Origin of the sequence: Prevotella sp. (genome assembly GCF_036570325.1) — a bacterium.
GTDB lineage: Bacteria > Bacteroidota > Bacteroidia > Bacteroidales > Bacteroidaceae > Prevotella.
In genome coordinates, this window is record NZ_DATCYK010000056.1 from 1 (window position 1) to 22,838 (window position 22,838).

Here is a 22,838-nt window from a genome sequence, read left to right on the forward strand (position 1 = left end):
TTCTTGGGTGGTCCTCCCGAAACTACCTATTCGGAGGTGACCGGTGCCATGTCTATCACCAAGGTAACAAGCCCTGCTGTCATCCGTGTGGCTGCCGCTACGGCCATCGTCTTTTCGGTGGTGGGCAAGTTCAGTGCCGTGTTGCAGTCTATTCCGCAGGCCGTTTTGGGCGGTATCATGCTGTTGCTTTTCGGCACGATAGCCAGTGTGGGCGTGCAGAATTTGATGCACCATAAGGTTGATATGGGCAATACGCGCAACGTTATCATCATGTCTGTCATGCTGACCATGGGCCTTGGAGGCGCTGTTCTCTCATCGGGTAGCTTCGCGATTTCGGGCATTGGCTTGGCTGCCGTGGTGGGAGTGATACTCAATTTATTGTTACCCAAGTCGAAAACGCTTGTCGAATCCGACGAAAAAGAATAATCATACAGCTCATGCAGGTCTCATTCCGAGGGCTGCATGATTTGTTTTTATAGGGTTATGAAAATCATTTTGGCATTTGATTCCTTCAAAGGAAGTCTATCCTCGGCCGAAGCCAATGCGGCTGCTGCCGAGGCGTTACAAGAGCGTTGGCCGCAAGCCCAAGTGCTCAAGCTCATGTTGAGTGATGGGGGCGAGGGCTGGGTGGCGGCTTTTCATGGTGCGTGGGGCGGCGAATTGGTCAGCGTTGCGGCCCACGATCCGTTGATGCGGCGCATTGAAGCCCATTACCTGCGGCATGGCGACACGGCGGTTATCGAGGTGGCGCAGGCTTCCGGACTGACATTGTTGGCCCCCGAGGAGCGCAATCCGCTACGGGCAACGAGCTATGGCACGGGCGAACTTGTGGCCCATGCGCTGCGTCAAGGATGCAAGAGGTTTATTGTGGGCTTGGGAGGGAGCGCTACGAGCGACGCCGGCATAGGCATGATAAGGGCGCTGATAGACCATTTGGCACCCGGTGGGCGGTTTGACGACATTGTGGAATTGCGTTCGTGTCGTTTTATTTTGGGCTCCGATGTTCGGAATCCGCTTTGTGGTGAGGATGGCGCTGCCGCTGTCTTTGGACCGCAGAAAGGTGCCGATAGTGTGATGGTGAGGGCGCTTGATGAGCGTGCTTGTCGTTTCGCGGATATTTCTGCTCGTCATTTCGGTTATGACAAGCGCAATGATCCCGGGGCCGGAGCGGCCGGTGGACTGGGTTATGCCTTCATGCAATATATGGGAGCGCGGGCCGTTTCGGGAGCCGAACTGCTGCTCGATACGATTGGTTTTGACAAATTGGTGGTCGATGCAGGGCTTGTCATTACGGGAGAAGCGCTGCCGATAGGCAAACATTGATGGGTAAACTGCCTGCCGTGGTGCTTTCACATGCTCGGAAGGCCGGTGTGCCCGTATGGCTGTTGGCCGGTAGGGTGTCCGATAAGGAAACTTTGTTGGCCGAAGGCTTTGCCCGGGTGAGCGGTATCAGTCCTTCGGGCTTGTCATTGTCGGAGGCCATGGAAAAAGAAACAGCCTTTCGGAATCTCCGAAAAGCCATAAGTGAAATGTTGGAGGGGTATAAATAAAACAACTCCCGGCTTTCGTGGGAAAGTCGGGAGTTATTATTGAGCCTATAAGGCTTTGATTACTTACGCAAGCCGAGGGCCTTAATGATGGCACGGTAGCGCTCAATGTCAATCTTGTAAAGGTAATCGAGAAGTCTACGACGCTTACCTACGAGCTGAGTCAGTGAACGAGTTGTTACATTGTCCTTGTGGTTCTTCTTCACGTGTTCAGTGAGGTGAGCGATACGGAATGTGAACAATGCGATCTGGCTTTCGGCAGAACCGGTATCGGTAGTACTCTTGCCGTACTGGCCGAAGATTTCTTCTTTCTTTGCTTTGTCTAAATACATAGCTGTTGTTTTTGATTAATTGTTGTTGCATCAATTACATCCTGCGGGCGCTTCATGCTTTAATCACGACATTAACGCTCATCGAATGCTTCGGACTATCCGAAATGCGGGTGCAAAGGTATGAAGAATTATCCGATTCCTTGTTGGTATGCTTTGACGTAACTTTCTATTTAGTCTTTTTTAACCACTTAGCCCTCTTTGGGCCATTGTTTTATGTCAATTATGGCGTTTTTGAGCTGTGGCGTTGTACTAAAAAACTACTCATTTCCAATTCACTATGGATTATTTTTTGTACTTTTGCACCGTAATATTAAGGTATAAAGGTTATTATTAAAATGCAAGACATTAGAAACATTGCGGTAATTGCGCACGTCGACCATGGCAAAACCACGTTGGTTGATAAAATGATGCTCGCCGGTAAACTGTTCCGTGATGGTCAGGATAATAGTGGTGAAGTTTTGGACTCCAATGACTTGGAGCGTGAACGAGGAATCACCATTCTCTCTAAGAACGTATCCATAAATTGGAAAGGCGTAAAAATCAATATTCTCGATACGCCGGGCCACTCCGACTTTGGTGGAGAGGTAGAACGAGTGCTCAACATGGCCGATGGTTGTCTGCTTCTGGTTGACGCTTTTGAAGGTCCCATGCCACAAACACGCTTTGTTTTGCAGAAGGCTTTGCAGATAGGATTGAAGCCTATCGTTGTCGTTAACAAGGTAGATAAGCCCAATTGTCGCCCCGAGGAGGTGTACGAAATGGTGTTCGACCTCATGTGTGACCTGAGTGCAACCGAGGATCAGCTTGATTTCCCCGTGGTATATGGCTCTGCAAAGAATGGTTGGATGGCCGAAGATTGGACCCAACCGACTGAAAACATCGATTATTTGCTTGACACTATATTGGAGAAAATACCGGCTCCGAAGCAATTGGAAGGTACTCCCCAGCTCTTGATTACTTCTTTGGATTATAGTAATTATACGGGACGTATCGCCGTAGGACGTGTTCATCGCGGTACGTTACGTGACGGTCAGAACGTTACGATTTGCCATCGTAATGGCTCAACAGAGCGCACCAAGATTAAAGAACTTCACACTTTTGAGGGTATGACCCACGTAAAGACCGACCATGTGGACTCCGGTGACATCTGCGCCGTTATCGGATTAGAGCGCTTTGAGATAGGTGATACCATCTGTGACTTCGAGAATCCCGAGCCATTACCACCGATCGCGATCGACGAACCCACCATGAGTATGCTCTTTACGATTAACGACAGTCCTTTCTTTGGTAAGGAAGGAAAGTTCTGTACCAGCCGTCATATTCAGGAACGGTTGGATAAAGAGCTTGAGAAAAACTTGGCTTTGCGTGTGAAACCTTTTGAAGATTTCACTGATAAATGGATTGTCAGCGGTCGAGGAGTGCTCCATTTGTCGGTTCTTATTGAGACTATGCGCCGTGAAGGCTATGAATTGCAGGTCGGACAGCCACAAGTTATCTATAAGCAGATTGATGGTCAGAAGTGCGAACCTATCGAAGAACTGACCATTAATGTACCTCAGGACTTCTCAAGTAAGATGATTGACATGGTTACTCGCCGTAAAGGAGACTTGCTTGGCATGGAAAGTCAGGGTGAACGTGTGAATATTGAGTTTGAAATTCCGTCACGTGGCATTATAGGTTTACGTACTAACGTGCTGACTGCTTCACAAGGAGAGGCTATTATGGCCCATAGATACAAGAACTATCAACCTTTCAAGGGCGAAATTGACCGTCGTACCAACGGTTCCATGATAGCTATGGAGACGGGAACAGCCTATGCTTACTCTTTGGATAAGCTGCAGGATCGCGGTAAGTTCTTCATTGATCCGGGTGAGGATGTGTATGCCGGACAGGTTGTAGGTGAGCATGTTCACGATAACGACCTTGTTATCAACGTGACGAAGGCCAAGCAGTTGACCAACGTTCGTGCCAGTGGCTCTGATGAAAAGGCAAGAGTTATCCCGAAGACTGTCATGAGTTTGGAGGAATGTCTTGAATATATAAAGGCTGATGAGCTTGTGGAAGTGACGCCGAAGAATATGCGTATGCGTAAGATTCTCTTGGATCACTTGGAGCGTAAGCGCTCTAATAAGGAATAAGCACCTTATAAAAAGGCAATAAAAATTACATTTGAATCCATAAAAAGTGGAGTTCCGATAGTTTTGAAAAGCTATTGGAACTCCACTTTTTATTTGCTCCTATTATATAAGAGGTATATTATAATCATGTAAACTTTACATGATTATAATAAATAGGTGTAGGCTGTTACATGCACGCAACGGTCAATCCGGCCATGACTATGCTGACCATAGACATGAGTTTGATGAGGATATTGAGGCTCGGACCGGACGTATCCTTGAATGGATCGCCCACGGTGTCGCCCACGATGGTAGCCTTATGGCTGTCAGAACCTTTACCTCCGAAATGTCCTTCTTCCACCATCTTTTTGGCATTGTCCCACGCTCCTCCGGCATTTGCCATGAAAACAGCCAGCGTGAAGCCCGCGGAGAGACCGCCAACCAGCAGTCCTAATACGCCGGCTACACCCAACAGAATGCCCACAACTATAGGAATGACTATCGCTAAGATAGAAGGAACAATCATTTCACGCTGTGCGCTGCGGGTCGAAATCTCAACACAACGTCCATAATCGGGCGTAGCTTGCCCCTCTAAGATACCCTTTATCTCGTGGAACTGCCGACGAACTTCCTCCACCATGCTCTGTGCGGCCCGTCCAACGGCACCCATTGTAAGTCCACAGAACAAGAATGCGGCCATCGCACCGATGAAAGCACCAACAAGAACCTTAGGATTCATGAGGTTAACTTGAAAGAAGTTCATGAAATCAGTCATGTTGGCAACGTCCGGATTGAATACATTTCCTGCTGCGTCGATAAACTGTTGACCTTCCAAAGCCGCCCGTGACATGGCAATCTTGATTTCTTCCACATAGGAAGCCAGCAGCGCCAAGGCCGTGAGAGCTGCCGAACCAATGGCAAAACCTTTACCCGTGGCGGCCGTGGTGTTGCCCAACGCGTCGAGCGCATCGGTACGTTGACGCACTTCCGCTCCCAACTCACTCATTTCAGCGTTACCTCCGGCGTTGTCGGCGATAGGCCCATAGGCGTCGGTAGCCAGCGTAATACCCAATGTTGACAGCATACCCACAGCGGCAATGCCTATTCCGTAAAGGCCGTGAGATATGCTGTCGGCGTTCATACTCAAATCAAATCCATTGGCAAAAAGGTAGCTCAACATGATGGCGACAGAGATAGTAACGACCGGAACGCAAGTAGAAATCATGCCGGTGCCTATACCTTTAATAATGACAGTGGCCGAACCCGTTTGTGAGGCCTCCGATATTTTCTGCGTAGGCTTGTAACTTTGTGAGGTATAATACTCCGTTGCCTGACCTATAATGACACCCGCGCAGAGACCACTGATAACCGAGAACGAAACGCCTAACCAATTCTCAAGTCCTAAAAGATATAAAATAAGGAAAGTGGCAAGGGCAATGAGCACCGCCGAAACATTGGTTCCCAAGCCTAAGGAACGCAGAAGATCTTTCATCGAGGCACCCTCTTTCGTCTTGACAAGGAAGATTCCGATAAGACTAAGGAATATACCGACCGAGGCAATGATCATCGGTGCTATCACGGCTTTGAGCTGCATGTCGCCGTTCATGGCGAAAGCCGTGGCGCCAAGGGCCGCCGTTGACAAAATACTTCCGCAATAACTTTCGTAAAGATCGGCACCCATACCGGCCACATCGCCTACGTTGTCGCCCACGTTATCGGCTATCGTGGCCGGGTTACGTGGGTCGTCTTCGGGTATGTTGGCCTCTACTTTACCGACCAAATCGGCCCCTACGTCGGCTGCTTTGGTATAAATGCCACCACCCACACGGGCAAACAAGGCCTGCGTAGATGCGCCCATACCAAAGGTAAGCATGGTAGTCGTGATGGTAATCAGGGCTGTTTCCTCTCCCGCATAGGCTGCGTTGAGGATTAGGAACCAAATGGCGATGTCTAAAAGTCCCAATCCTACCACGACAAGTCCCATCACCGCACCGCTTCGGAAAGCGATTCTCAGTCCCTTATCCAGTCCCGTACGAGCGGCGTTAGCCGTACGGCTGGAGGCGTAAGTGGCCGTTTTCATGCCGAAGAAGCCGGCCAATCCCGAGAACAAACCACCCGTGAGGAAGGCAAAAGGCACCCAAGGATTCTGCACTTTAAGCACGTATGCCATGAAAGCAAACACCAAAGCCAAGACTATAAAGACATAAAACACCACTTTATATTGTTGTTTCAGGTAGGCCATGGCGCCTTTCCTGACATGTTCAGCGATCTCAATCATTCTCTGCGTGCCTTCCTCGGCCTTCATCATTTGGCTGAAAAAATACCATGCCATGCCCAAAGCTACCACCGAAGCTATCGGTACCAGCCAGAATACTGTAGGGATTTCATTCATAACTCATTAGATTTTTAGTTGTATTAAAATAGTAGATAAATAGATTATCGTTAGGTGATAAATACAAATGTAAGTATTTTTCATGGTTGCATTTGTAATGAAAGTGGAAAACTTTTAAAAAGAATACCTTAATTGTACGTCAACATCGGTTTGCGAGGACCTGCTGATGCGTTGCGTTCCTGATGAAATATGGTTTCTATCAAAGTAATTGGTTGTTCCGATTTTGACCGTGAACAAGAGTTTATGGATGGGCAGTTGCCCCATGAGATAGTAGCGAATACCATGGCCGGAGAGTACCGGAAGGCTCATCATATAGAGCAGACTGCGCTCGTAGGAGTAGACACGGCTGTCATAATCCTGCGTGTGGAAGTAGTTGATACTGCCTTGCAATCTTAACGAAGAGGCATGGTAATCAATGAATTGTTCGATCGCGTAGCCCAAACTGTTCGATAAGTAGCGGCTGTAGCTAAGGTTTGCCTTTGTCCTGAATATAAAGTTATGCTTCTTATATTCAATGCTCATGCAGCCTCGGTGCTCTTGTTTGGCGATAAGCTCGGTCTTGTCGTCGTTGTCACGTTGTCTGTTGCGGTAGCGATAGCGGGCTTGCAAGGTAAGATTATGGTGCTGATAGAGCAGGTTTACATGGTAATCCCAAGCACGTGAGGACCCTAAGGCTTGGTATTTGGGCCAAGGAGAGTAAGCCAAATCAATGTAAGAAGCGAGTGTGAGCGCCTTTGTTATCCGCCAATCGGCCCCTACGTACAGCCCACTTTCATTCTGCGTGGCCCCGCCATCGCTGTAGCTAAGGCTTTGAAGGGCATAATAGCGATAAGAATAAAGCCGATAAAGCGCCGTGAAAGAAAGGTTGCCACCGGCCGAATAGGTAGCCGTGTTGATCGTGGCCCATGCTTGGCTGTTGCTGTAAGCGGTCTCGCCATTGACCGAAAGATTATCTCGGTTGTACCCATAGATCAGGCTCATGTTGAGGAAATCATTGCCTTGGGGCAACCACATCCTATAAAGTTGCGACTCGCTGTAGCGGCCCAAGCTATCCGTTTTCATGGGTTTGAGCCTGCGGTTCAGGTGATTATAGACCACTGTTGCCCCAAGGTGAAAGCCGTTTGATAAATATTTAAAGAGCAATCCGGCAGTAGTCAGTCCGGTATTGTGCTTGCGTCGCAACTCATTCGCCGTGCGATGATAGCCCGAACCGGCTATATTATATAAGGTGGAACTATCATTGTAGAAAGTACCATCCAACTTTCTATACGATACGAACGGCGTTATTTGGATAGAAGACAGTGGCCGTAGGGTTACGGCAGCCCCTTGTAGGTAGTTGAATTCGCTCTTTGAGGAGTGGGCGGTCAGCGTGGTTGCGCTGTTCAGAATGGCCAACATGGACGTTTTCCCCAATCCTAATCCGTTGTTGATGACCAATCCCGAGCCTGCCTTTAACTTGTAACGGCCAATGACCAGATTGTCGATAATTCCCCAATGGCGCAGTTGCAGGTAGAAGGAATAGTAGTCATAGCCCCCTGCGTTCTTGTCTTTGAGGAAAGGCTCACCGGCGTCTTGTGCGCCCACAAGCCCCCAACGAATCCGGTTCTTGGCGTTAAAATCATAACGAATCCAGTGGTGCAGGCCTCCTCCGAGATAGCGTCCGTCGGCTTGGCCGGCCCTTTCGTAGAGCGGAATACCGGCCGTCGCGATGACTTCTTGCTTACCTTTGCGCACCATTTGGCCTAACGACTCCTCGGCCTCGGGCATGCTTCCGATGTATATCATGTGGCTAAGCAACATCTTACGGTCGGTATCCAACTCGCGAAGCATGTTGAGTTCGGCCATCGTTCGCATGCCATGATACTTGCCGAGATAGGTCATTATTTCGTCCAATTGCCTATCGTTGAGAAACAAGAGCTGGCGCAGGTCGTCCTCGGTGGCCTCGTTGATATTGATGGGATGGCGCGCATATTCGCTCAACACTTGATGAACTTCCTCCCATGAGGTCGACTCCGTGTCGTCAAGTGTGATGATGTGCTCCAAATATTGTTCCCAATCTTCTGTTTCTTGTGCCGCTATGTTCAGCGGTACAAGAAGGAACAAAAGAAATAAAAACGTGTGTTTCAAGGCATTGCTTTCTGTGTTATTCCGGGTAAACCAAGTTCTCCGGTTGTATGCGGTTCAGTACTTCGTCCAAATACTTTCGGGCTTCGTAGCGGGCCATGGGCAGGTCTTGCAGCAGATAGTTGCCACAGTCTTTGGGCGCCGCGCCCGGAATGTCGCCCTCGTAGCTTGCGATGAAGTCAAAGGTTCGCTGCATCAGGGCCACGATGTCCTTGCTTTCCAAGTCGCCGTGGAGTATGAGGTAGTTGCCCGTAAGGCAGCCCATGGGGCCCCAATAGACGATTTTGTCTTTCCATTCGTCGTCGTTGCGCAGGAAGGTGGCAGCCAAGTGCTCTATGGTATGGATGGCGCCGTTGTGCAATACCGGCTCACGATTGGGCTCTTTCATGCGTATGTCGAACGTCGTGACCGTTTCGTTGCCTATCCGGTCCTTGCGACTTACGTAGATACCGCGCCTCAATAGCAGGTGGTTGATGGTAAACGAGGGTATGGGTTTCATGCTGCCGGCGTTTGTCGGCGTGGCGTTGGGGGTAGAATTGTCTGTATTCATGTGTGTTGAAATGTTGTTTTTGTAAATAAATAGGGGTGGGATCGTGGCGTAAGGCTTATGCGTTGTGCCCCAACTTGCGGAGGTATTCCTTGGTCACGTCAAAGCTGCCTTCGGCCATTTTGTCCCAAAAGTCGAAGTACATCTGTGCTTTATGGTCCTTGAGTGGCACGTCGCTGATGATTCGGAACGAAATAAAGGGCGTGTCATAAAGGTGACAAGTCTGCGCTATGCTGCAACTCTCCATGTCGACGGCCGTGGCTTCGGGGAAATGAGAAAGTATCTCCCGCATTTTCTCGCGGCTGTCAACGAACCATTCACCGCTCACGGTCAGTCCGCTGACGATGGTGGGCAGGGCGTCGCCGGCAGGGCTTCCGGCCTGCTCATGGTTGATACCAAGCGCTTTGTCGACCAACTCTTGCGAGGCCGTAAAGCGTTCAGGCATGCCCATTACTTGGCCGTAGGCACAGTTGTCGCCACAGTAGGCGTCGTGGTAAACACATGCCGAGCCCACCACTACGTCGCCCACGTTCAGCCGTGTGTCGGCACCGCCGGCGCAACCGCTCGAAATGATGAGGTCGGGATGGAAGTGATGAATCATCTCCACGCAACCTACGGCGCTGTTAACCTTGCCTATACCGCATTGCATCAGTATGATTTCGTTGCCAAAGGCCTTGCCGGCTACGAACGTCTTATGATTAAATTCCTCGGTTACGGGCGCTTCGAGCAATCCTTCCAATTGCTTGAACTCCTTATCCATCGCTACGATAATTCCAATTCTTTTCATTTTTTCTTATGCTTGTTTGGGGGCGGTGGTCTGTCGGGTTGTCAACGCTTGTGGTGAGAGGGCTTGCGAGTGGTTTTGTCGAAGCTGCCCTTTGACCGCGTGAAAGCAGTGCTTTGACAGCCTGAAAGGGCCGCTTTGATCACGCGAAAGCATAGCTTTCGGAAATCCATGGCTACCCTTGCGTAACATCGTGGCGCGACGCTCTCCCCGTAAGGGCATGGCGACCTGCCGACGACCTGCCTTGTATGATTGTTTAAAAACAGAAAGCCGACGCTTTCATTTCTTATGCAAAAGTACGCTTTTTGCCTGATATATAGGCCTTTTGGGCGCCTTTTTGTCAGGACGAAAATAAGATACTGCACGACAAATATATGGCTTTTTTGTTGTTTTTCCGCCGTTTTGGCTAAATAGATTGCCGTAAAGGGCTTTTTCCTTTCATTTTCTTGCAATTCTCGAATGAACGGTTTATATTTGCAATATTGTTCTATATACATTTTCATTTTATCCTTATTAGGATAAAAACCTTGTGTAATATGCGGTCAAGAATGATATTGTTGGTAGTCGGTATCGGCCTAATGTTGGTGGCGTGTGGCACCAATCGAGTAGGTAAACCTGTGGAAAAACTGCCAAACGATAGTCTGACTGAAGTATTGGAAGCGACGGAGACTTCCGTGTTGGGGCGCGACTCGGTGTGGCGTATGCGGCCGGAAACCATCGATACGGTTATCGGCGATTGGCACATACGGTTGCGTCGGCAAGCCAATAGCTATGTGATTGGCCGTGGAACGGATTATCAAGTGGCAGACAATTCGGTATTCCTGACGCTCGAACGCCGTGGGAAAACCATTTGGAAGCAGCGAGAAATAGGTACGAAAGATGTTATCGGTGAGCTGGGTGTCTATCAATTGATGTACGCCCACCCCTTTTACGCCACGCCAACAACGCTTTATCTGAACGTCGTGGCTTGCATGCCGGAGACCGATGACTTATGGAATATGCTCTATTGCGTCACCCCCGGTCGGGCGCCCGACCTTTATGCGATGGATCATGAAATGGGGGCAGAAGCGGAGGACTTTGTGAATCTGCTCTCCGAATTCTTCCATCTGTATTTCCATCAGAAGCAAGTGATGCGACCAACGACTGCCCAAATGCGTGAACTTTTCGATCGTTATTGTGCCAATCCGCTGCGAAGCCAACTTGAAGCTGACGACGCTCACGCTGATAATCAATGGCTCTTACAAGGGGAGAAGATTGATTTTGAACAAGCGTTGCGTACCATCGACATAACGTGTGACTCCCTTGGAGCAGGTGTTATGGTGCGTTTTATTCCCCGGCAGCAAAGCGCTGATACGCTTGTTTGGCGTGTTTTTGGCACTCCCGATGGGGAAAGAATCACCCGTGTGGTGGCTGTTAAAACATTTGAGAAGCCATAGGGAAACGGGTAGGCGGTGCAGAATGGCCATGGAAAATAGGCTGATGGCTTGGCTGTTGTCATTATTATAAAGAATCAATAAACGCATAGGATATGAAAAAACATATATTAAAATGCCTCATCCTGCTACTTCTTGCCTTGAACGCAAGGCCGTCCGGAGCGCAGAATGTTCATCAGATAATGGATAGTTTGAATCATCGTACTTGGTATTATGCCGATTGGAATGACGGATGGGGTGGACTGTTGGAAGGTTGGGTTTACCAAAATTTGCTCCATCACATGGCTTCCGAGCGTCAACTTGTGGCCATCGTGAAAGTGCGGCAAGGCTCCGCCCCCTTGCGGCTCACGGCCATGCGTGCCCTTATGGACCGACGGTTGCCGGTGTGTAAAGCCCTTGTGTTGAATAACATGACCGATTCGTCATACACAACGGTGCGGTCTTACGATGTCATCTATAGTGATTATACGCAAAACATGTATGTGGAGTGGTTGATGGAAAGACGTCGTGGGGGATGGGTGAGCGTCGCTGACTCGCTGGAAATAGACTCCGTGTTGTTAGCAACGCCTGCGGCCGGCCGCTTTGCTTATACCCGTCGCTTGCTTCTTCGGGGCGATTTACGGCCCGAAAACGAGTCGCGTATTCGTCAGATGTACGTCGATGAGCATGTAGCCGAGGCTTTGCCAATGCTTGCCCGCTATCAGCGGGTGGCCGATAAGCCGCTTATTATATCCGCCTTGTCGCAATACGCAATGGGATTAGATAAGGAAGGAGCCCGTAAAAGTGCCGAAGGTCATACCAACGAGGCCTTGTTGGCCGTGAGGAATTGGCCCAACGAGGATTTCAAGCGACCGCTGCTGACCATCAGGAATTATGAGGTAAAGCGGCATTATTATGATTATGCTCGCATCAAGTACCTCTTCGAGGCGCTGATGGCCTATGATAGTCCGTGGGCTTATCGGCAGATAGACCTCACGTTGCGGATGGCTAAGGGCAATAGATACTATCGGGAGTTTTTTCATTCGGCCATGAAGAAGCACTATAATGCTCGTTACCGGCCGTTGCTTGACAAGTGGCCGTACAAGCCATGGAATGATTTTGGCGATGGGTTTGAGTGAGAAAGTCATGCCGTTTTCTGATATGTGATGAGGCAGGGGACATGTGTGCCCTATAATATAATAAGGTGTGAAAAGGATAGAGATGAGCACGTAAACCGCAGGTTCTGCCTTATATGCGGATAGGCGAAGCGTGCAAAGTTGCTAAAAGATGATTGATATAAGTGGATATATGGCTGATTTTTTGTATTTTTGCCATGTAAATAATTTTTGAAAAGATGGAAGTGTTGAAGAAGTACCTGATAGACATTATCACAGTAGTAATCTTTGTAGTTATTTCTTTTGCCTATTTCTTTCCGGCAGACATCGACGGGCGCATTCTTTATCGCCACGACTCATCGGCCGGCAGGGGCGCGGGCATTGAGATGACGCAGTATAAGGAGAAGACGGGCGAGGCCACCCGATGGACCAACTCGTTGTTCAGCGGCATGCCAACTTACCAAATGGCGCCGTCGTATAAGAGCGGTAGTGTCCTCTCTCATGTGGAGAAAGCCTATCACTTGTGGCTGCCGGAGAATGTTTGGTACCTTTTCGCCTATCTGTTGGGCTTCTATATACTTCTGAGAGCTTTCGGTTTTAGGAAGTCCTTGGCTGTTTTGGGCTCGGTGATATGGGCTTTCTCCAGCTATTTCCTTATTATTATAGCGGCCGGACATATATGGAAAGTAATGGCGTTGGCCTATCTGCCACCGATGATAGCGGGCGTCGTGCTGGCTTTCCGAGGCAAGTTGATACCCGGATTTATCATCACCGCTATTTTCACGGCTTTTGAAGTACATGCCAACCATGTGCAGATGACCTATTATTACTTGTTTATCATCTTCTTCATGGTGCTGGCTTACCTCTATACAGCTATACGAGAGAAGGCGATGAAGCAGTTTTGGAAGGCCGTGGTCGTGTGTGCCGCCGCCGCCACTTTGGGCATTTGCATCAATCTTTCCAATCTTTATCACACGTGGCAGTACGGTCAGGAGAGCATGCGAGGCAAGAGTGAGCTGGTCAAGAAAAACGCCGCTGTTCAGACAAATAGTGGATTGGACCGTGACTATATCACCCAGTGGAGTTACGGAATAGACGAGACATGGACGCTCTTGGTGCCCAATACGAAGGGCGGAGCGTCGGTTCCATTGGCTCTCAATCAGAAGGCTATGGAAAAAGCCGACCCCAATTTCATGCAGGTTTATCAGCAGTTGGGTCAGTATTGGGGCGATCAGCCGGGTACGAGTGGTCCGGTGTATGTGGGCGCTTTTGTGCTTATGCTGTTTGTATTGGGCTTGTTCATCGTGAAAGGGCCCATGAAATGGGCGTTGTTGGCGGCTACCATTCTTTCCGTTCTGCTCTCTTGGGGTCGCAACTTCATGCCTTTTACCGATTTCTTCCTCGACTATATGCCGATGTATAGTAAGTTCCGAACGGTAGCTTCCATACTGGTTATTGCCGAGTTTACCATACCTTTGCTTGCCATAATGGCCTTGAAGCAGTTGATAGAAGAGCCGGAGACCTTGCGCAAGCAGATGAAATATGTCTATATCAGCTTCGGATTGACGGCCGGTATCGCCTTGCTTTTTGCCTTGTTTCCTGAAATGTTCTTCTCAAGTTTCATTTCTTTGCAGGAGCAAACGGCATTCAAGAGCATTCCGGCGGAGTATTATGGTCCGCTGGTTGCCAATCTGCGTGACATCAGAGTGAGCATTTTCACGGCGGACTGCTGGCGTTCTTTCTGGATAATCGTGATTGGAACGGGCTTGCTTTTGCTCTATAAATACAATAAATTGCGGGCTGATATAGCCATAGGACTGATGACCTTACTCTGTTTTATCGACATGTGGCAGGTGGATAAGCGCTACCTCAACGATGGCATGTTTGTGGAAAAGAGCGTTCGTGAGACGCCGTTGGAGATGACAGCCACCGACCGTCAGATTTTGCAGGATAAGAGTTTGGATTACAGAGTGCTGAATTTGGCCTCAAATACTTTCAACGAGAACGAGACAAGTTATTTCCATAAGAGCATCGGTGGTTATCATGCGGCGAAGTTGCGGCGCTATCAGGAGTTGATAGAAGCCTATATCCAGCCCGAGATGCAGAAGCTGATGACCTCGGTTCAGCAGGCTAATGGCGATATGACGAAGGTCAATGGAAATAGCCAGTTCCCGGTTCTGAATATGTTGAATGCCAAGTATTTCATCGTCCCTCTCCATGGTGGGCAAACCGTTCCCTTGCAAAATCCTTATGTATATGGTAACGCTTGGTTCGTGGATAAGCTGGATTATGTGGATAATGCCAACCAAGAGTTAGAGCGAATGGGCAAGTTAGACTTGCGCCATCATGCCGTTGCGGACAAGAAGTTTGCCAAACAATTGGGCAAAGCTGTGGCCACCAATCAGACGGCTGTGGCACAACTGACAGCTTATGAGCCTAATAAGTTGACCTATCAAGTTAATTCCGATAAGGGTGGAGTTGTGGTATTCTCCGAGATTTATTACCCCGGATGGGAGGCAACGGTCGATGGCAAGAAAGTAGAATTGGGCCGGGTTAACTATGTTCTTCGTGCCTTGAATGTGCAGGCGGGAAGTCATCAGGTTGTTTTGAGCTTCTTCCCAAAGAGCGTGGAACGCACGGAGACGGTTGCCAACGTAGCTTATGCCATCTTGTTGTTGATGATAGGCCTCTCTGTTTATTACGAGATACGCAAAAAGAAATCGAAATGAAAAAGCTTCTTTCCCTTCCGCCGAATTTGGTGGAGTGCTTTCATGACATTACAGGTTACAGTGATACAGAGTGGTTTTGTACCAATGACCCCATAGGACAGAAGCTCGGATCGGGCGGTGGCTCCGTTTGGTTGGTGGAAAACTATTTGAATGACCAACGGCGTAAGCAGGGGGTGAAGGACGAGGGAACTGGTCTTTCGTTGTCGGAAGATGAAAAATACCTGCTGCTTCATGCCGGAGGACAGAGCCGACGTTTGCCTTCTTATGCGCCATCGGGTAAGATTTTGACGCCGATTCCCGTTTTTCGGTGGGCCAGAGGGCAACGATTGTCGCAAACACTTCTGTCTTTGCAGGTGCCGCTTTATGAGAAAATCATGAATATAGCGCCACGTCATTTAAACGTGATGATAGTCAGTGGCGATGTCTATATCCGAGCGACGCAGCCTCTTCTTCCTATTCCGGAGGATGCGGATATTGTATGTTATGGGCTGTGGTTGGGTCCTGAGATTGCGAAAGACCATGGTGTGTTCGTTTCTTCTCGTGAAAATCCCGGCGATTTGAAGTGTATGCTTCAGAAACCTTCGGTCGAAACGTTGGGCAGTTTGCTGAAAGATCATTATTATTTGACGGATATTGGCGTATGGCTGTTGAGTGATAAGGCCATGAGGAAGCTGGCGCAGAAGTCTAAGACGCCATCGGGTGAGTTCAAGGAATATGATCTTTATGGCACTTTTGGCTGTGCTTTGGGTACTCATCCTTCTCTGCCGGATGATGATTTGGCTGATTTGAAGGTGGCGATCTTGCCTTTGCAGGGTGGCGAATTTTATCATTTTGGGACTAGCCATGAGCTTCTTTCTTCCACGTTGGCCATTCAGAATTTGGTCAATGACCAGCGTGAGATCATGCACCATTCGCTAAAGCCCCATCCATCGCTCTTCGTTCAGAACGCGATAACGGAGGTGGCAATTACCGCGGAGAACCAAAATCTGTGGATAGAAAATAGTTTTATAGGTTCTCATTGGACCCTTACCAGCGAGAACATTGTAACCGGTGTGCCTGAAAATGATTGGGTATTGGATTTAGAACCCTGCCAATGTGTTGACATAGTTCCCCTTGGTGACGACGCGTGGGTGGTGCGTCCGTATGGTTATTATGATAAGTTTGCCGGTCCTTTGCAGCAGGCTAAGCTGTTTCCCGTTGTTCATTCGGTAGACGACATGGGGCTTGTTCTGCGTTACATGTTGAAGCAAGAGCTTAGCGATAAGGCCCGTCAGCTGTATGAGGAGGCTGCGAAGATGAGTGCGGAAGATATTTCGGCGCAGGCCAATCTGCGGCGTTTGGAAGCGCAGAGGCAGCATTTCCGTGCGACGGCTTGGCCGCGTTTGGCCGCTAATTTCGAGCATAGCGTTTTCTATCAGTTGGACTTGGACGATGCGGCTGCGGAGTTCCAAAAGTTTCATTTGCCAATGCCGGAGCCTTTATCGGAGCAAGCTCCCCTCATGACACGAATCCATGATGCGATGTTCCGTGGTGAAGCTGATAATGCGTTTGGCTTGTTGCGTAGTGGACTTACACGCAATGCACTCGAGGAAACCATGTCGCCGAGGATGAATGTGTACGCCGATCAGATTGTATGGGGCCGAAGTCCGGTGCGTGTGGACCTTGCCGGCGGCTGGACGGATACACCCCCTTACTGTTTGATGGAGGGCGGAAATGTAGTTAATTTGGCGATAGAATTAAACGGACAGCCGCCTTTACAGACTTATGTCAAGCCTTGCAAAGAGTATAAGATCATCCTGCGAAGCATAGACTTAGGGTCTTCCGAGGTCATTACTACTTATGAACAATTGGCTGATTTCAAGAAAGTGGGAAGTCCTTTCTCCATTCCTAAGGCGGCGTTGGTGCTATCCGGATTCCAGCCGGGCTACTCTGTAGAGAGTTATCCCTCCCTTCAAGCGCAGTTGGAAGCCTTCGGTTGTGGTATCGAACTGACCATGTTGTCGGCCATTCCTGCCGGTAGCGGTTTGGGAACCAGCTCTATCCTTGCGTCAACAGTGCTTGGTGCGCTCAATGATTTCTGTGGATTGTCGTGGGATAAGAATGATATTGGCCACCGAACCCTTGTTTTGGAGCAGTTGTTAACGACCGGTGGAGGCTGGCAAGACCAGTTCGGAGGTCTTCTTTCGGGTGTAAAACTGTTGCAGACAGAGCGTGGTTTCGCTCAAAATCCTTTGGTAAGATATTTGCCGGTTGAGCTTTTTACGAATCAGGAGTACGCTCCTTGTCACCTTCTTTATTATACGGGAATCACCCGAACGGCCAAAGACATCTTGAGCCAGATAGTTCGTAGGATGTTCCTTAACCAGCATGAACAGTTAGAGTTGCTGACGGGTATGAAGCAACATGCCCTCGATATGTACGATGCTATCGTGCGACAGGACTTTGAACGTATGGGACGATTCGTTCGTAAGTCATGGCTTTTGAATCAAGCATTGGATAGTGGGACGAATCCTCCTGCCGTTGAGCGACTTACTTCTTTGATAGACGATTTGTGTTTGGGCTATAAGTTGCCCGGCGCAGGTGGCGGTGGATACCTTTATATGGTAGCGAAGGACCCCGATGCGGCCGCTCGTATCAAGCAAATCCTTATGAATGACAAGGGAAATCCTAATGCCCGATTCGTTGATATGCAGCTAAGTGTGACCGGTTTGCAGGTAAGTCGATCCTAACCTTTCTTATTTATGGAGTTCAGAACGATAGTAGACATTCCATCTTCTTCGTGGAAAATAAGACCTGCCGACAGACTTTTGTTTGTCGGTAGTTGCTTTGCGGACCGCATAGGGCACCGTTTTGTAGATGAACATTTTGAGACATTGGTCAATCCTTATGGTGTAATGTACAATCCGGCGAGTGTGTTACATACGGTGAAAAAGGTAGTCGAAGAGCCTAATACCTCCTTTAATGTGGCATTCTTTACGCTTGGAACCAACCATGTTTATATACTGAATGAGACGGGAGAAATAGTTGATAACTGCAACAAACGGCCACAACGACTTTTCACTGAACGTGAACTTACGATAGCAGAGTGTGCTACCTATTTATCAGAAGCCGTGGAATGTTTGCGTGAAACTAATCCTGATGTGAGGGTAGTCATGACTGTCAGTCCGATTCGTTATCGTAAATATGGGTATCATGAGAGCCAACTTAGTAAGTCAACGCTGCTTTTGGCCATTAACGAACTGCTCCATCAAGAACGTTTCCATGGCGTAGTGAGTTACTTTCCGGCCTATGAGATCATGATGGATGAGCTGCGCGACTATCGTTTTTATGAGCCCGATATGCTTCATCCTTCGGCTCAGGCCGTTGAATTTATTTGGCAACGGCTGGCCGAAAGCTATTTCGGAGAAGATACGCTTCGATTCATGGAGGAGTGGAAACCCATCCGTGAAGCCCTCGCTCATAAGCCGTTCCATCCCGAGTCGCCCGAATACCAAATATTCCGAGCCAAGGCTGAAGCTCAGTTAAAAGCCTTTGAAAGTAAGTATAAGCTATCTCCTTTGACTTAACTTTCGTTAAATCTATCCTTTGAATGATGGTTATTCGTAGCTCTTTTCATACATTTGCCACTCACATTTAAACCATATTAAACAATAAAGAAATGAAAACAAAATTAACTCTCTTGGCTTTGCCTTTGCTCTTTGCGGCTTGCGGCCAGAATGGTAAGACAACTGCAAACGTAGAAAACATGGATTCAGCCGTGGCTGATACTTTCTATTTTGAAGGTACGGTGCCCGCTGCTGATGGCCCGGGTATCAAGTATGAAATCGCTTTGGCTAACGACTCAACCAATGGTTTCAGCCTGAGCAGCACTTACTTGGCTGAAGAAGGCAAGGAAGAAACATTCCGTAGAACGGGCGTAGCTGAAGTTCTTAAGAAGACAGTTGACGGAAAAGAGGCTACATTCTATAGGTTCCCGGCTAATGACGGTGTAAGTGATGACATCTTCAAGTGTGTTGACGACAGTACACTTCGTATGGTGAATGCCGAGTTTAAAGAAGCAGGTAACCCCGCGGACTACGACTTGAAGAAGAAGTAAATTAACTTATTAAGCGAAAAAACATAAGGGAGAAGTCTTTTCATAAGGACTTCTCCCTTGTTTGTATATAGTTTTTCAACCTTTAAAAGCATACATTCAGCCTGATTGTATCATAGGCATTTTCGTCAGTTTTTTTTACTTTTATTTGGCTGTTTCTATGGGTTGCCGTATCTTTGCACGAGCTATAACCACATTGTTTATAGGTTATGGCTTTACAAAAACATTAACAGTATCAAACGATGACATATACTATTGAAAAGATAACCACACTCATTGGTGCGCGTCGTTTTGGACATAGAGACGCTAACATCGCCTTTTTGCTCACTGACAGTCGGTCTCTGTGTTTCCCTGAAGAAACCTTATTTTTCGCGTTAAAGTCTGAACGCAATGATGGACATCATTATATAGCCGACCTTTATCGCCGCGGTGTGAGGAACTTTGTTGTGGAACGGGTTCCTCAGAATTATGAAACCGATTTTCCGGAAGCCAATTTCTTGAAAGTGACAGGTACGCTCGAAGCGTTGCAACGCTTGGCAGAGCGCCACCGTGATGAGTATAATATCCCCATAGTAGGTATTACCGGCAGCAATGGAAAGACCGTTGTAAAGGAATGGCTCTATCAGTTGGTATCGCCGGACATGGTCGTTACTCGCAGCCCGCGCAGCTATAATTCGCAGATAGGTGTGCCGTTGAGCGTTTGGCTTCTGAAAGAAGATACACAAGTTGGTATTTTCGAGGCCGGAATCAGCCAGCCCGGGGAAATGGCCGCTTTGCAAGAATTGGTTCAACCCACGATAGGCGTGCTTACAAACATAGGTAGTTCCCATCAGGAAAATTTCTCTTCGCAGGAAGAGAAGTGCAAGGAAAAGCTGCGCTTGTTCCACGAGGCCGAAGTCATTGTTTATTGTATGGATGATGAGTTGGTACAACGTTGCGTGTCGGAGTTTGATTTCAAAGCCGCGTCGTTGGCTTGGTCCACGCGTAATGAGCAAGCTCCGATGTATGTGCAGGCCCACGTTGACGGCGCACAGACCACCATTGATTACATCTTTAAAGGCCAAGTTAAAGGCCGTTATACCATTCCTTTCATCGATTCAGCCTCCATTGAGAACAGTATCGTATCGGCTACATTGGCCCTTCAGTTAGGTATTACGCCGGAAGCATTGGCACTGCGTATGCCCAAACTCGAGCCCGTAGCCATGCGTTTGGAGGTAAAAGAAGGGCAACATGGCTGTACTTTAATCAACGATAGCTATAATTCAGACATTAAGTCGCTCGATATAGCGCTCGACTTCATGACTCGCAGGCCCGATCACAAGGGCCGTCGCCGCACACTTGTCTTGAGTGACATCTATCAGAGCGGTCAATCGGCCGAGCGCTTATACGCTGAAGTGAGCAAGTTAGCTGTGGAGCGAGGTGTTGAGAAGTTCATCGGCATAGGGCCGGAGCTGACGGAACACGCGGAATTAATCAAGGTTTCAGAAAAGTTTTTCTTCAAAACGGTGGCCGGATTCTTGCAGAGTGAGGTCTTCAACTCACTGCGTGACGAGGTTATTCTCATCAAAGGTGCCCGTAGTTTTGGCTTTGATCAGATAACAGAATACTTGGTTCGTAAAGTCCATGAGACGATACTTGAGGTTAATCTCAACGCAGTTGTCGATAATCTTAATTATTATCGCGACATGATGAGGCCCGGTACAAAGCTGGTCTGCATGATAAAGGCCGACGCTTATGGGGCTGGTAGCGTGGAGATAGCCAAGACCTTGCAAGATCATCAGGTAGATTATCTGGCCGTGGCCGTGGCTGACGAGGGCGTCACCCTGCGTAAGAACGGTATCACAAGCAACATCATGATTATGAATCCCGAGATGTCGGCCTTCAAAACCATGTTCGATTACGATTTGGAACCTGAGGTTTACAGTTTCCGTTTGCTTGATGCGCTTGTCAAAGCTGCCGAGAAAGAGGGAATCACCGACTATCCTGTTCATATCAAACTCGATACCGGTATGCACCGCTTAGGCTTTGATCCGGAGCATGACATGGAGCAACTCATCAATCGGCTCAAGCGTCAGAACGCCGTCATTCCCCGTTCGGTATTCAGTCATTTTGTGGGAAGCGATGACGATGGGTTCGATGATTTCTCGGCCAAACAGTTTGAATTGTTCGATAAGGGCAGCCAACAGCTCCAGCAAGCCTTTGACCATAAGATACTGCGTCATATCGACAACTCGGCAGGCATTGAGCATTTCCCCGGTCGTCAGTTGGATATGTGTCGCTTGGGGCTGGGCCTTTACGGTATCAACTCACGCAACAACCAAACCATCCACACCGTTTCGGCCTTGAAAACCACCATCTTGCAACTGCGGGAAGTGCCTGCCGGCGACAGCATAGGCTACAGTCGGCGCACCATCTTAGAGCGTGACAGCCTGATAGCGGCCATCCCCATAGGCTATGCCGACGGACTTAATCGGCGCTTGGGAAACCGTCGAGGCTATTGTCTTGTTAACGGGCAACGTGCTCCTTACGTAGGTAATATCTGCATGGATGTGTGCATGATAGACGTCACGGGTATCGATTGCCACGAAGGAGACACCGTAGAAATATTCGGACCGCAGCTTCCCGTAACGGTATTGAGCGACCTTCTTGAGACCATTCCTTACGAGGTGATGACGGGAATCAGCACCCGTGTGCGTCGGGTTTACTATCAAGATTAAGCCGATGGCAGGCAAAGGATAGCGTCGCGAAGTCCTTTTTAAAATAAAAAAGCACCGTGTTAGTCGGGCAAATGCGAATGTATAGAAATGAAAAAGGCGGCTCCACCTATATATAATAAGGTGGAGCCGCTTTTTTGTTTGTATGCGTTTTTACTTTACTCGCTTGAAAGTCAAGTGTATATTATATATTTTCTTTGAGTTGGAGTCCCATGGATATCCATCCGCATCAGTGATAGTAAGGACATTTTCCTGAATCTTTTCTATGTTAAGAGCACTGAATGTACCATCTGAAAGAGTGGTGTAAACCTGCTTTCGTTGTGAATAATAATTGTATGTTCCGGTTTTTTCAGCTCCCCATTTGCTATGCTTAATATCGTAGAGCGTTTCTTTAAGCATGTTAGAAGGTCCAAAAGTCCATTGACGGGGAACTACATAAATGTCTTCTGATTCAAGGATTTTCTGCACTTGAGCCTCCGGTTTCTTACCGTCTTCAAGCAAGAACTGCGGCTTATTTTTCCCGTCAAAGCTCCAAGTTACTTTATAAGTACTAACCCTACCGTCCTTTACCGTGGCGAAAGTAGCTTTACCTTCGCTGAAAATCCATGTACCTTCTATCCCATTTGTCTTAGGCGTCGGGTCCTTTGGCGTTTGTGGTTTCTCCTCCTTGGGCTTCTCCGGCTCAGTGTCCTTGGGCTGTTCGGGAGTAGAATCCTTTGGCTTTTCAGGAGTCAATTCCTTTGGTTTTTCAGGCTCGGCGTCCTTTGGTTTCTCGGGCGAACCCGCTTTAGGAGTTTCTTTTTGGGTAGGCGGCACGATGTCGTCGATATGGTCTTTGCCACATGAAGTGAGACTTGCTGAAATCGTTATCACAGCGGCCATGAGGGCCGTCGGTAGGAGTCTTGAGTTAATGTTCATCTTTTTAATGTGTT

At 48.4% G+C, this 22,838-nt stretch carries 15 protein-coding genes and 1 pseudogene; 10 read left to right on the forward strand and 6 right to left on the reverse strand.

From position 1 onward, the window contains the following. Together VIR50_RS04050 and VIR50_RS04055 are read left to right on the forward strand one after the other, a co-directional pair. On the forward strand, window positions 1-426 hold a 426-nt coding region (locus VIR50_RS04050), incomplete at its 5' end, for a solute carrier family 23 protein (protein WP_331933858.1). 57 nt (window positions 427-483) lie between these two features. After that, window positions 484-1,550, forward strand: a pseudogene (locus VIR50_RS04055) (glycerate kinase). A gap of 59 nt (window positions 1,551-1,609) precedes the next feature. Here VIR50_RS04055 and rpsO read toward each other — a convergent pair. Beyond that, entirely contained in the window at window positions 1,610-1,879 is a 270-nt protein-coding gene (gene rpsO, locus VIR50_RS04060) for a 30S ribosomal protein S15 (RefSeq protein WP_331933859.1), read from the reverse strand. A 335-nt stretch (window positions 1,880-2,214) separates the two neighbouring features. On the opposite strand from rpsO, the gene typA reads away from it, so the two are divergent. Continuing rightward, a complete protein-coding gene (gene typA, locus VIR50_RS04065) occupies window positions 2,215-4,017 on the forward strand; it encodes a translational GTPase TypA (RefSeq protein ID WP_331933860.1) in 1,803 nt (600 codons plus the stop codon). Window positions 4,018-4,183: 166 nt separating this feature from the next. Here typA and VIR50_RS04070 read toward each other — a convergent pair whose 3' ends face one another. The 4 genes from VIR50_RS04070 to VIR50_RS04085 all read right to left on the reverse strand — a co-directional run bounded on the left by VIR50_RS04070 (window position 4,184) and on the right by VIR50_RS04085 (window position 9,846). Further along, window positions 4,184-6,388, reverse strand: a complete 2,205-nt coding sequence (locus tag VIR50_RS04070) for a sodium-translocating pyrophosphatase (protein WP_331933861.1) — start codon at window positions 6,386-6,388, stop codon at window positions 4,184-4,186. A gap of 114 nt (window positions 6,389-6,502) precedes the next feature. Then, window positions 6,503-8,515, reverse strand: coding sequence for a helix-hairpin-helix domain-containing protein (locus VIR50_RS04075; RefSeq protein WP_331933862.1), 2,013 nt, complete (start codon window positions 8,513-8,515; stop codon window positions 6,503-6,505). Window positions 8,516-8,531: 16 nt separating this feature from the next. Then, window positions 8,532-9,011 (reverse strand): S-ribosylhomocysteine lyase, encoded by a 480-nt coding sequence (locus VIR50_RS04080; protein WP_331934515.1) that lies wholly within the window; start codon window positions 9,009-9,011, stop codon window positions 8,532-8,534. Window positions 9,012-9,117: 106 nt separating this feature from the next. Beyond that, entirely contained in the window at window positions 9,118-9,846 is a 729-nt protein-coding gene (locus VIR50_RS04085; protein ID WP_331933863.1) for a 5'-methylthioadenosine/adenosylhomocysteine nucleosidase, read from the reverse strand. 533 nt (window positions 9,847-10,379) lie between these two features. Here VIR50_RS04085 and VIR50_RS04090 point away from each other — a divergent pair. The 7 genes from VIR50_RS04090 (at window position 10,380) to VIR50_RS04120 (ending at window position 21,909) form a co-directional block, all read left to right on the forward strand. Continuing rightward, complete coding sequence (locus tag VIR50_RS04090; RefSeq protein ID WP_331933864.1) at window positions 10,380-11,279, forward strand: hypothetical protein; 900 nt, start codon at window positions 10,380-10,382, stop codon at window positions 11,277-11,279. 92 nt (window positions 11,280-11,371) lie between these two features. After that, entirely contained in the window at window positions 11,372-12,394 is a 1,023-nt protein-coding gene (locus VIR50_RS04095; protein ID WP_331933865.1) for a hypothetical protein, read from the forward strand. A gap of 215 nt (window positions 12,395-12,609) precedes the next feature. After that, window positions 12,610-15,099 (forward strand): YfhO family protein, encoded by a 2,490-nt coding sequence (locus VIR50_RS04100; RefSeq protein WP_331933866.1) that lies wholly within the window; start codon window positions 12,610-12,612, stop codon window positions 15,097-15,099. Continuing rightward, the gene (locus tag VIR50_RS04105; RefSeq protein WP_331933867.1) at window positions 15,096-17,828 is read left to right on the forward strand and encodes a bifunctional fucokinase/fucose-1-phosphate guanylyltransferase; all 2,733 of its coding nucleotides are present in this window, start codon (window positions 15,096-15,098) and stop codon (window positions 17,826-17,828) included. Before VIR50_RS04100 ends, VIR50_RS04105 begins: the two co-directional genes overlap by 4 nt. Before the next feature lie 12 nt (window positions 17,829-17,840). Further along, window positions 17,841-18,665 (forward strand): GSCFA domain-containing protein, encoded by an 825-nt coding sequence (locus VIR50_RS04110; protein ID WP_331933868.1) that lies wholly within the window; start codon window positions 17,841-17,843, stop codon window positions 18,663-18,665. Window positions 18,666-18,757: 92 nt separating this feature from the next. Continuing rightward, complete coding sequence (locus VIR50_RS04115; protein WP_331933869.1) at window positions 18,758-19,195, forward strand: copper resistance protein NlpE N-terminal domain-containing protein; 438 nt, start codon at window positions 18,758-18,760, stop codon at window positions 19,193-19,195. A gap of 239 nt (window positions 19,196-19,434) precedes the next feature. Beyond that, window positions 19,435-21,909 carry a bifunctional UDP-N-acetylmuramoyl-tripeptide:D-alanyl-D-alanine ligase/alanine racemase gene (locus tag VIR50_RS04120; RefSeq protein WP_331933870.1) on the forward strand — a complete coding sequence of 825 codons (2,475 nt, stop codon included), beginning with the start codon at window positions 19,435-19,437 and terminating at the stop codon, window positions 21,907-21,909. A gap of 150 nt (window positions 21,910-22,059) precedes the next feature. On the opposite strand, the gene VIR50_RS04125 is transcribed toward VIR50_RS04120, so the two are convergent. Further along, window positions 22,060-22,824: a hypothetical protein gene (locus VIR50_RS04125; RefSeq protein ID WP_331933871.1), complete on the reverse strand. Its 765-nt coding sequence runs from the start codon at window positions 22,822-22,824 to the stop codon at window positions 22,060-22,062. Window positions 22,825-22,838: the final 14 nt, after the last annotated feature.

Excerpts from the sequence above, each read along its gene's own strand:
- rpsO (WP_331933859.1), bottom strand. The coding sequence starts at position 1,879 with ATGTATTTAGACAAAGCAAAGAAAGAAGAAATCTTCGGCCAGTACGGC.
- typA (WP_331933860.1), top strand. The coding sequence starts at position 2,215 with ATGCAAGACATTAGAAACATTGCGGTAATTGCGCACGTCGACCATGGC.
- VIR50_RS04070 (WP_331933861.1), bottom strand. The coding sequence starts at position 6,388 with ATGAATGAAATCCCTACAGTATTCTGGCTGGTACCGATAGCTTCGGTG.
- VIR50_RS04080 (WP_331934515.1), bottom strand. The coding sequence starts at position 9,011 with ATGAAACCCATACCCTCGTTTACCATCAACCACCTGCTATTGAGGCGC.
- VIR50_RS04085 (WP_331933863.1), bottom strand. The coding sequence starts at position 9,846 with ATGAAAAGAATTGGAATTATCGTAGCGATGGATAAGGAGTTCAAGCAA.
- VIR50_RS04090 (WP_331933864.1), top strand. The coding sequence starts at position 10,380 with ATGCGGTCAAGAATGATATTGTTGGTAGTCGGTATCGGCCTAATGTTG.
- VIR50_RS04095 (WP_331933865.1), top strand. The coding sequence starts at position 11,372 with ATGAAAAAACATATATTAAAATGCCTCATCCTGCTACTTCTTGCCTTG.
- VIR50_RS04100 (WP_331933866.1), top strand. The coding sequence starts at position 12,610 with ATGGAAGTGTTGAAGAAGTACCTGATAGACATTATCACAGTAGTAATC.
- VIR50_RS04105 (WP_331933867.1), top strand. The coding sequence starts at position 15,096 with ATGAAAAAGCTTCTTTCCCTTCCGCCGAATTTGGTGGAGTGCTTTCAT.
- VIR50_RS04110 (WP_331933868.1), top strand. The coding sequence starts at position 17,841 with ATGGAGTTCAGAACGATAGTAGACATTCCATCTTCTTCGTGGAAAATA.
- VIR50_RS04115 (WP_331933869.1), top strand. The coding sequence starts at position 18,758 with ATGAAAACAAAATTAACTCTCTTGGCTTTGCCTTTGCTCTTTGCGGCT.
- VIR50_RS04120 (WP_331933870.1), top strand. The coding sequence starts at position 19,435 with ATGACATATACTATTGAAAAGATAACCACACTCATTGGTGCGCGTCGT.
- VIR50_RS04125 (WP_331933871.1), bottom strand. The coding sequence starts at position 22,824 with ATGAACATTAACTCAAGACTCCTACCGACGGCCCTCATGGCCGCTGTG.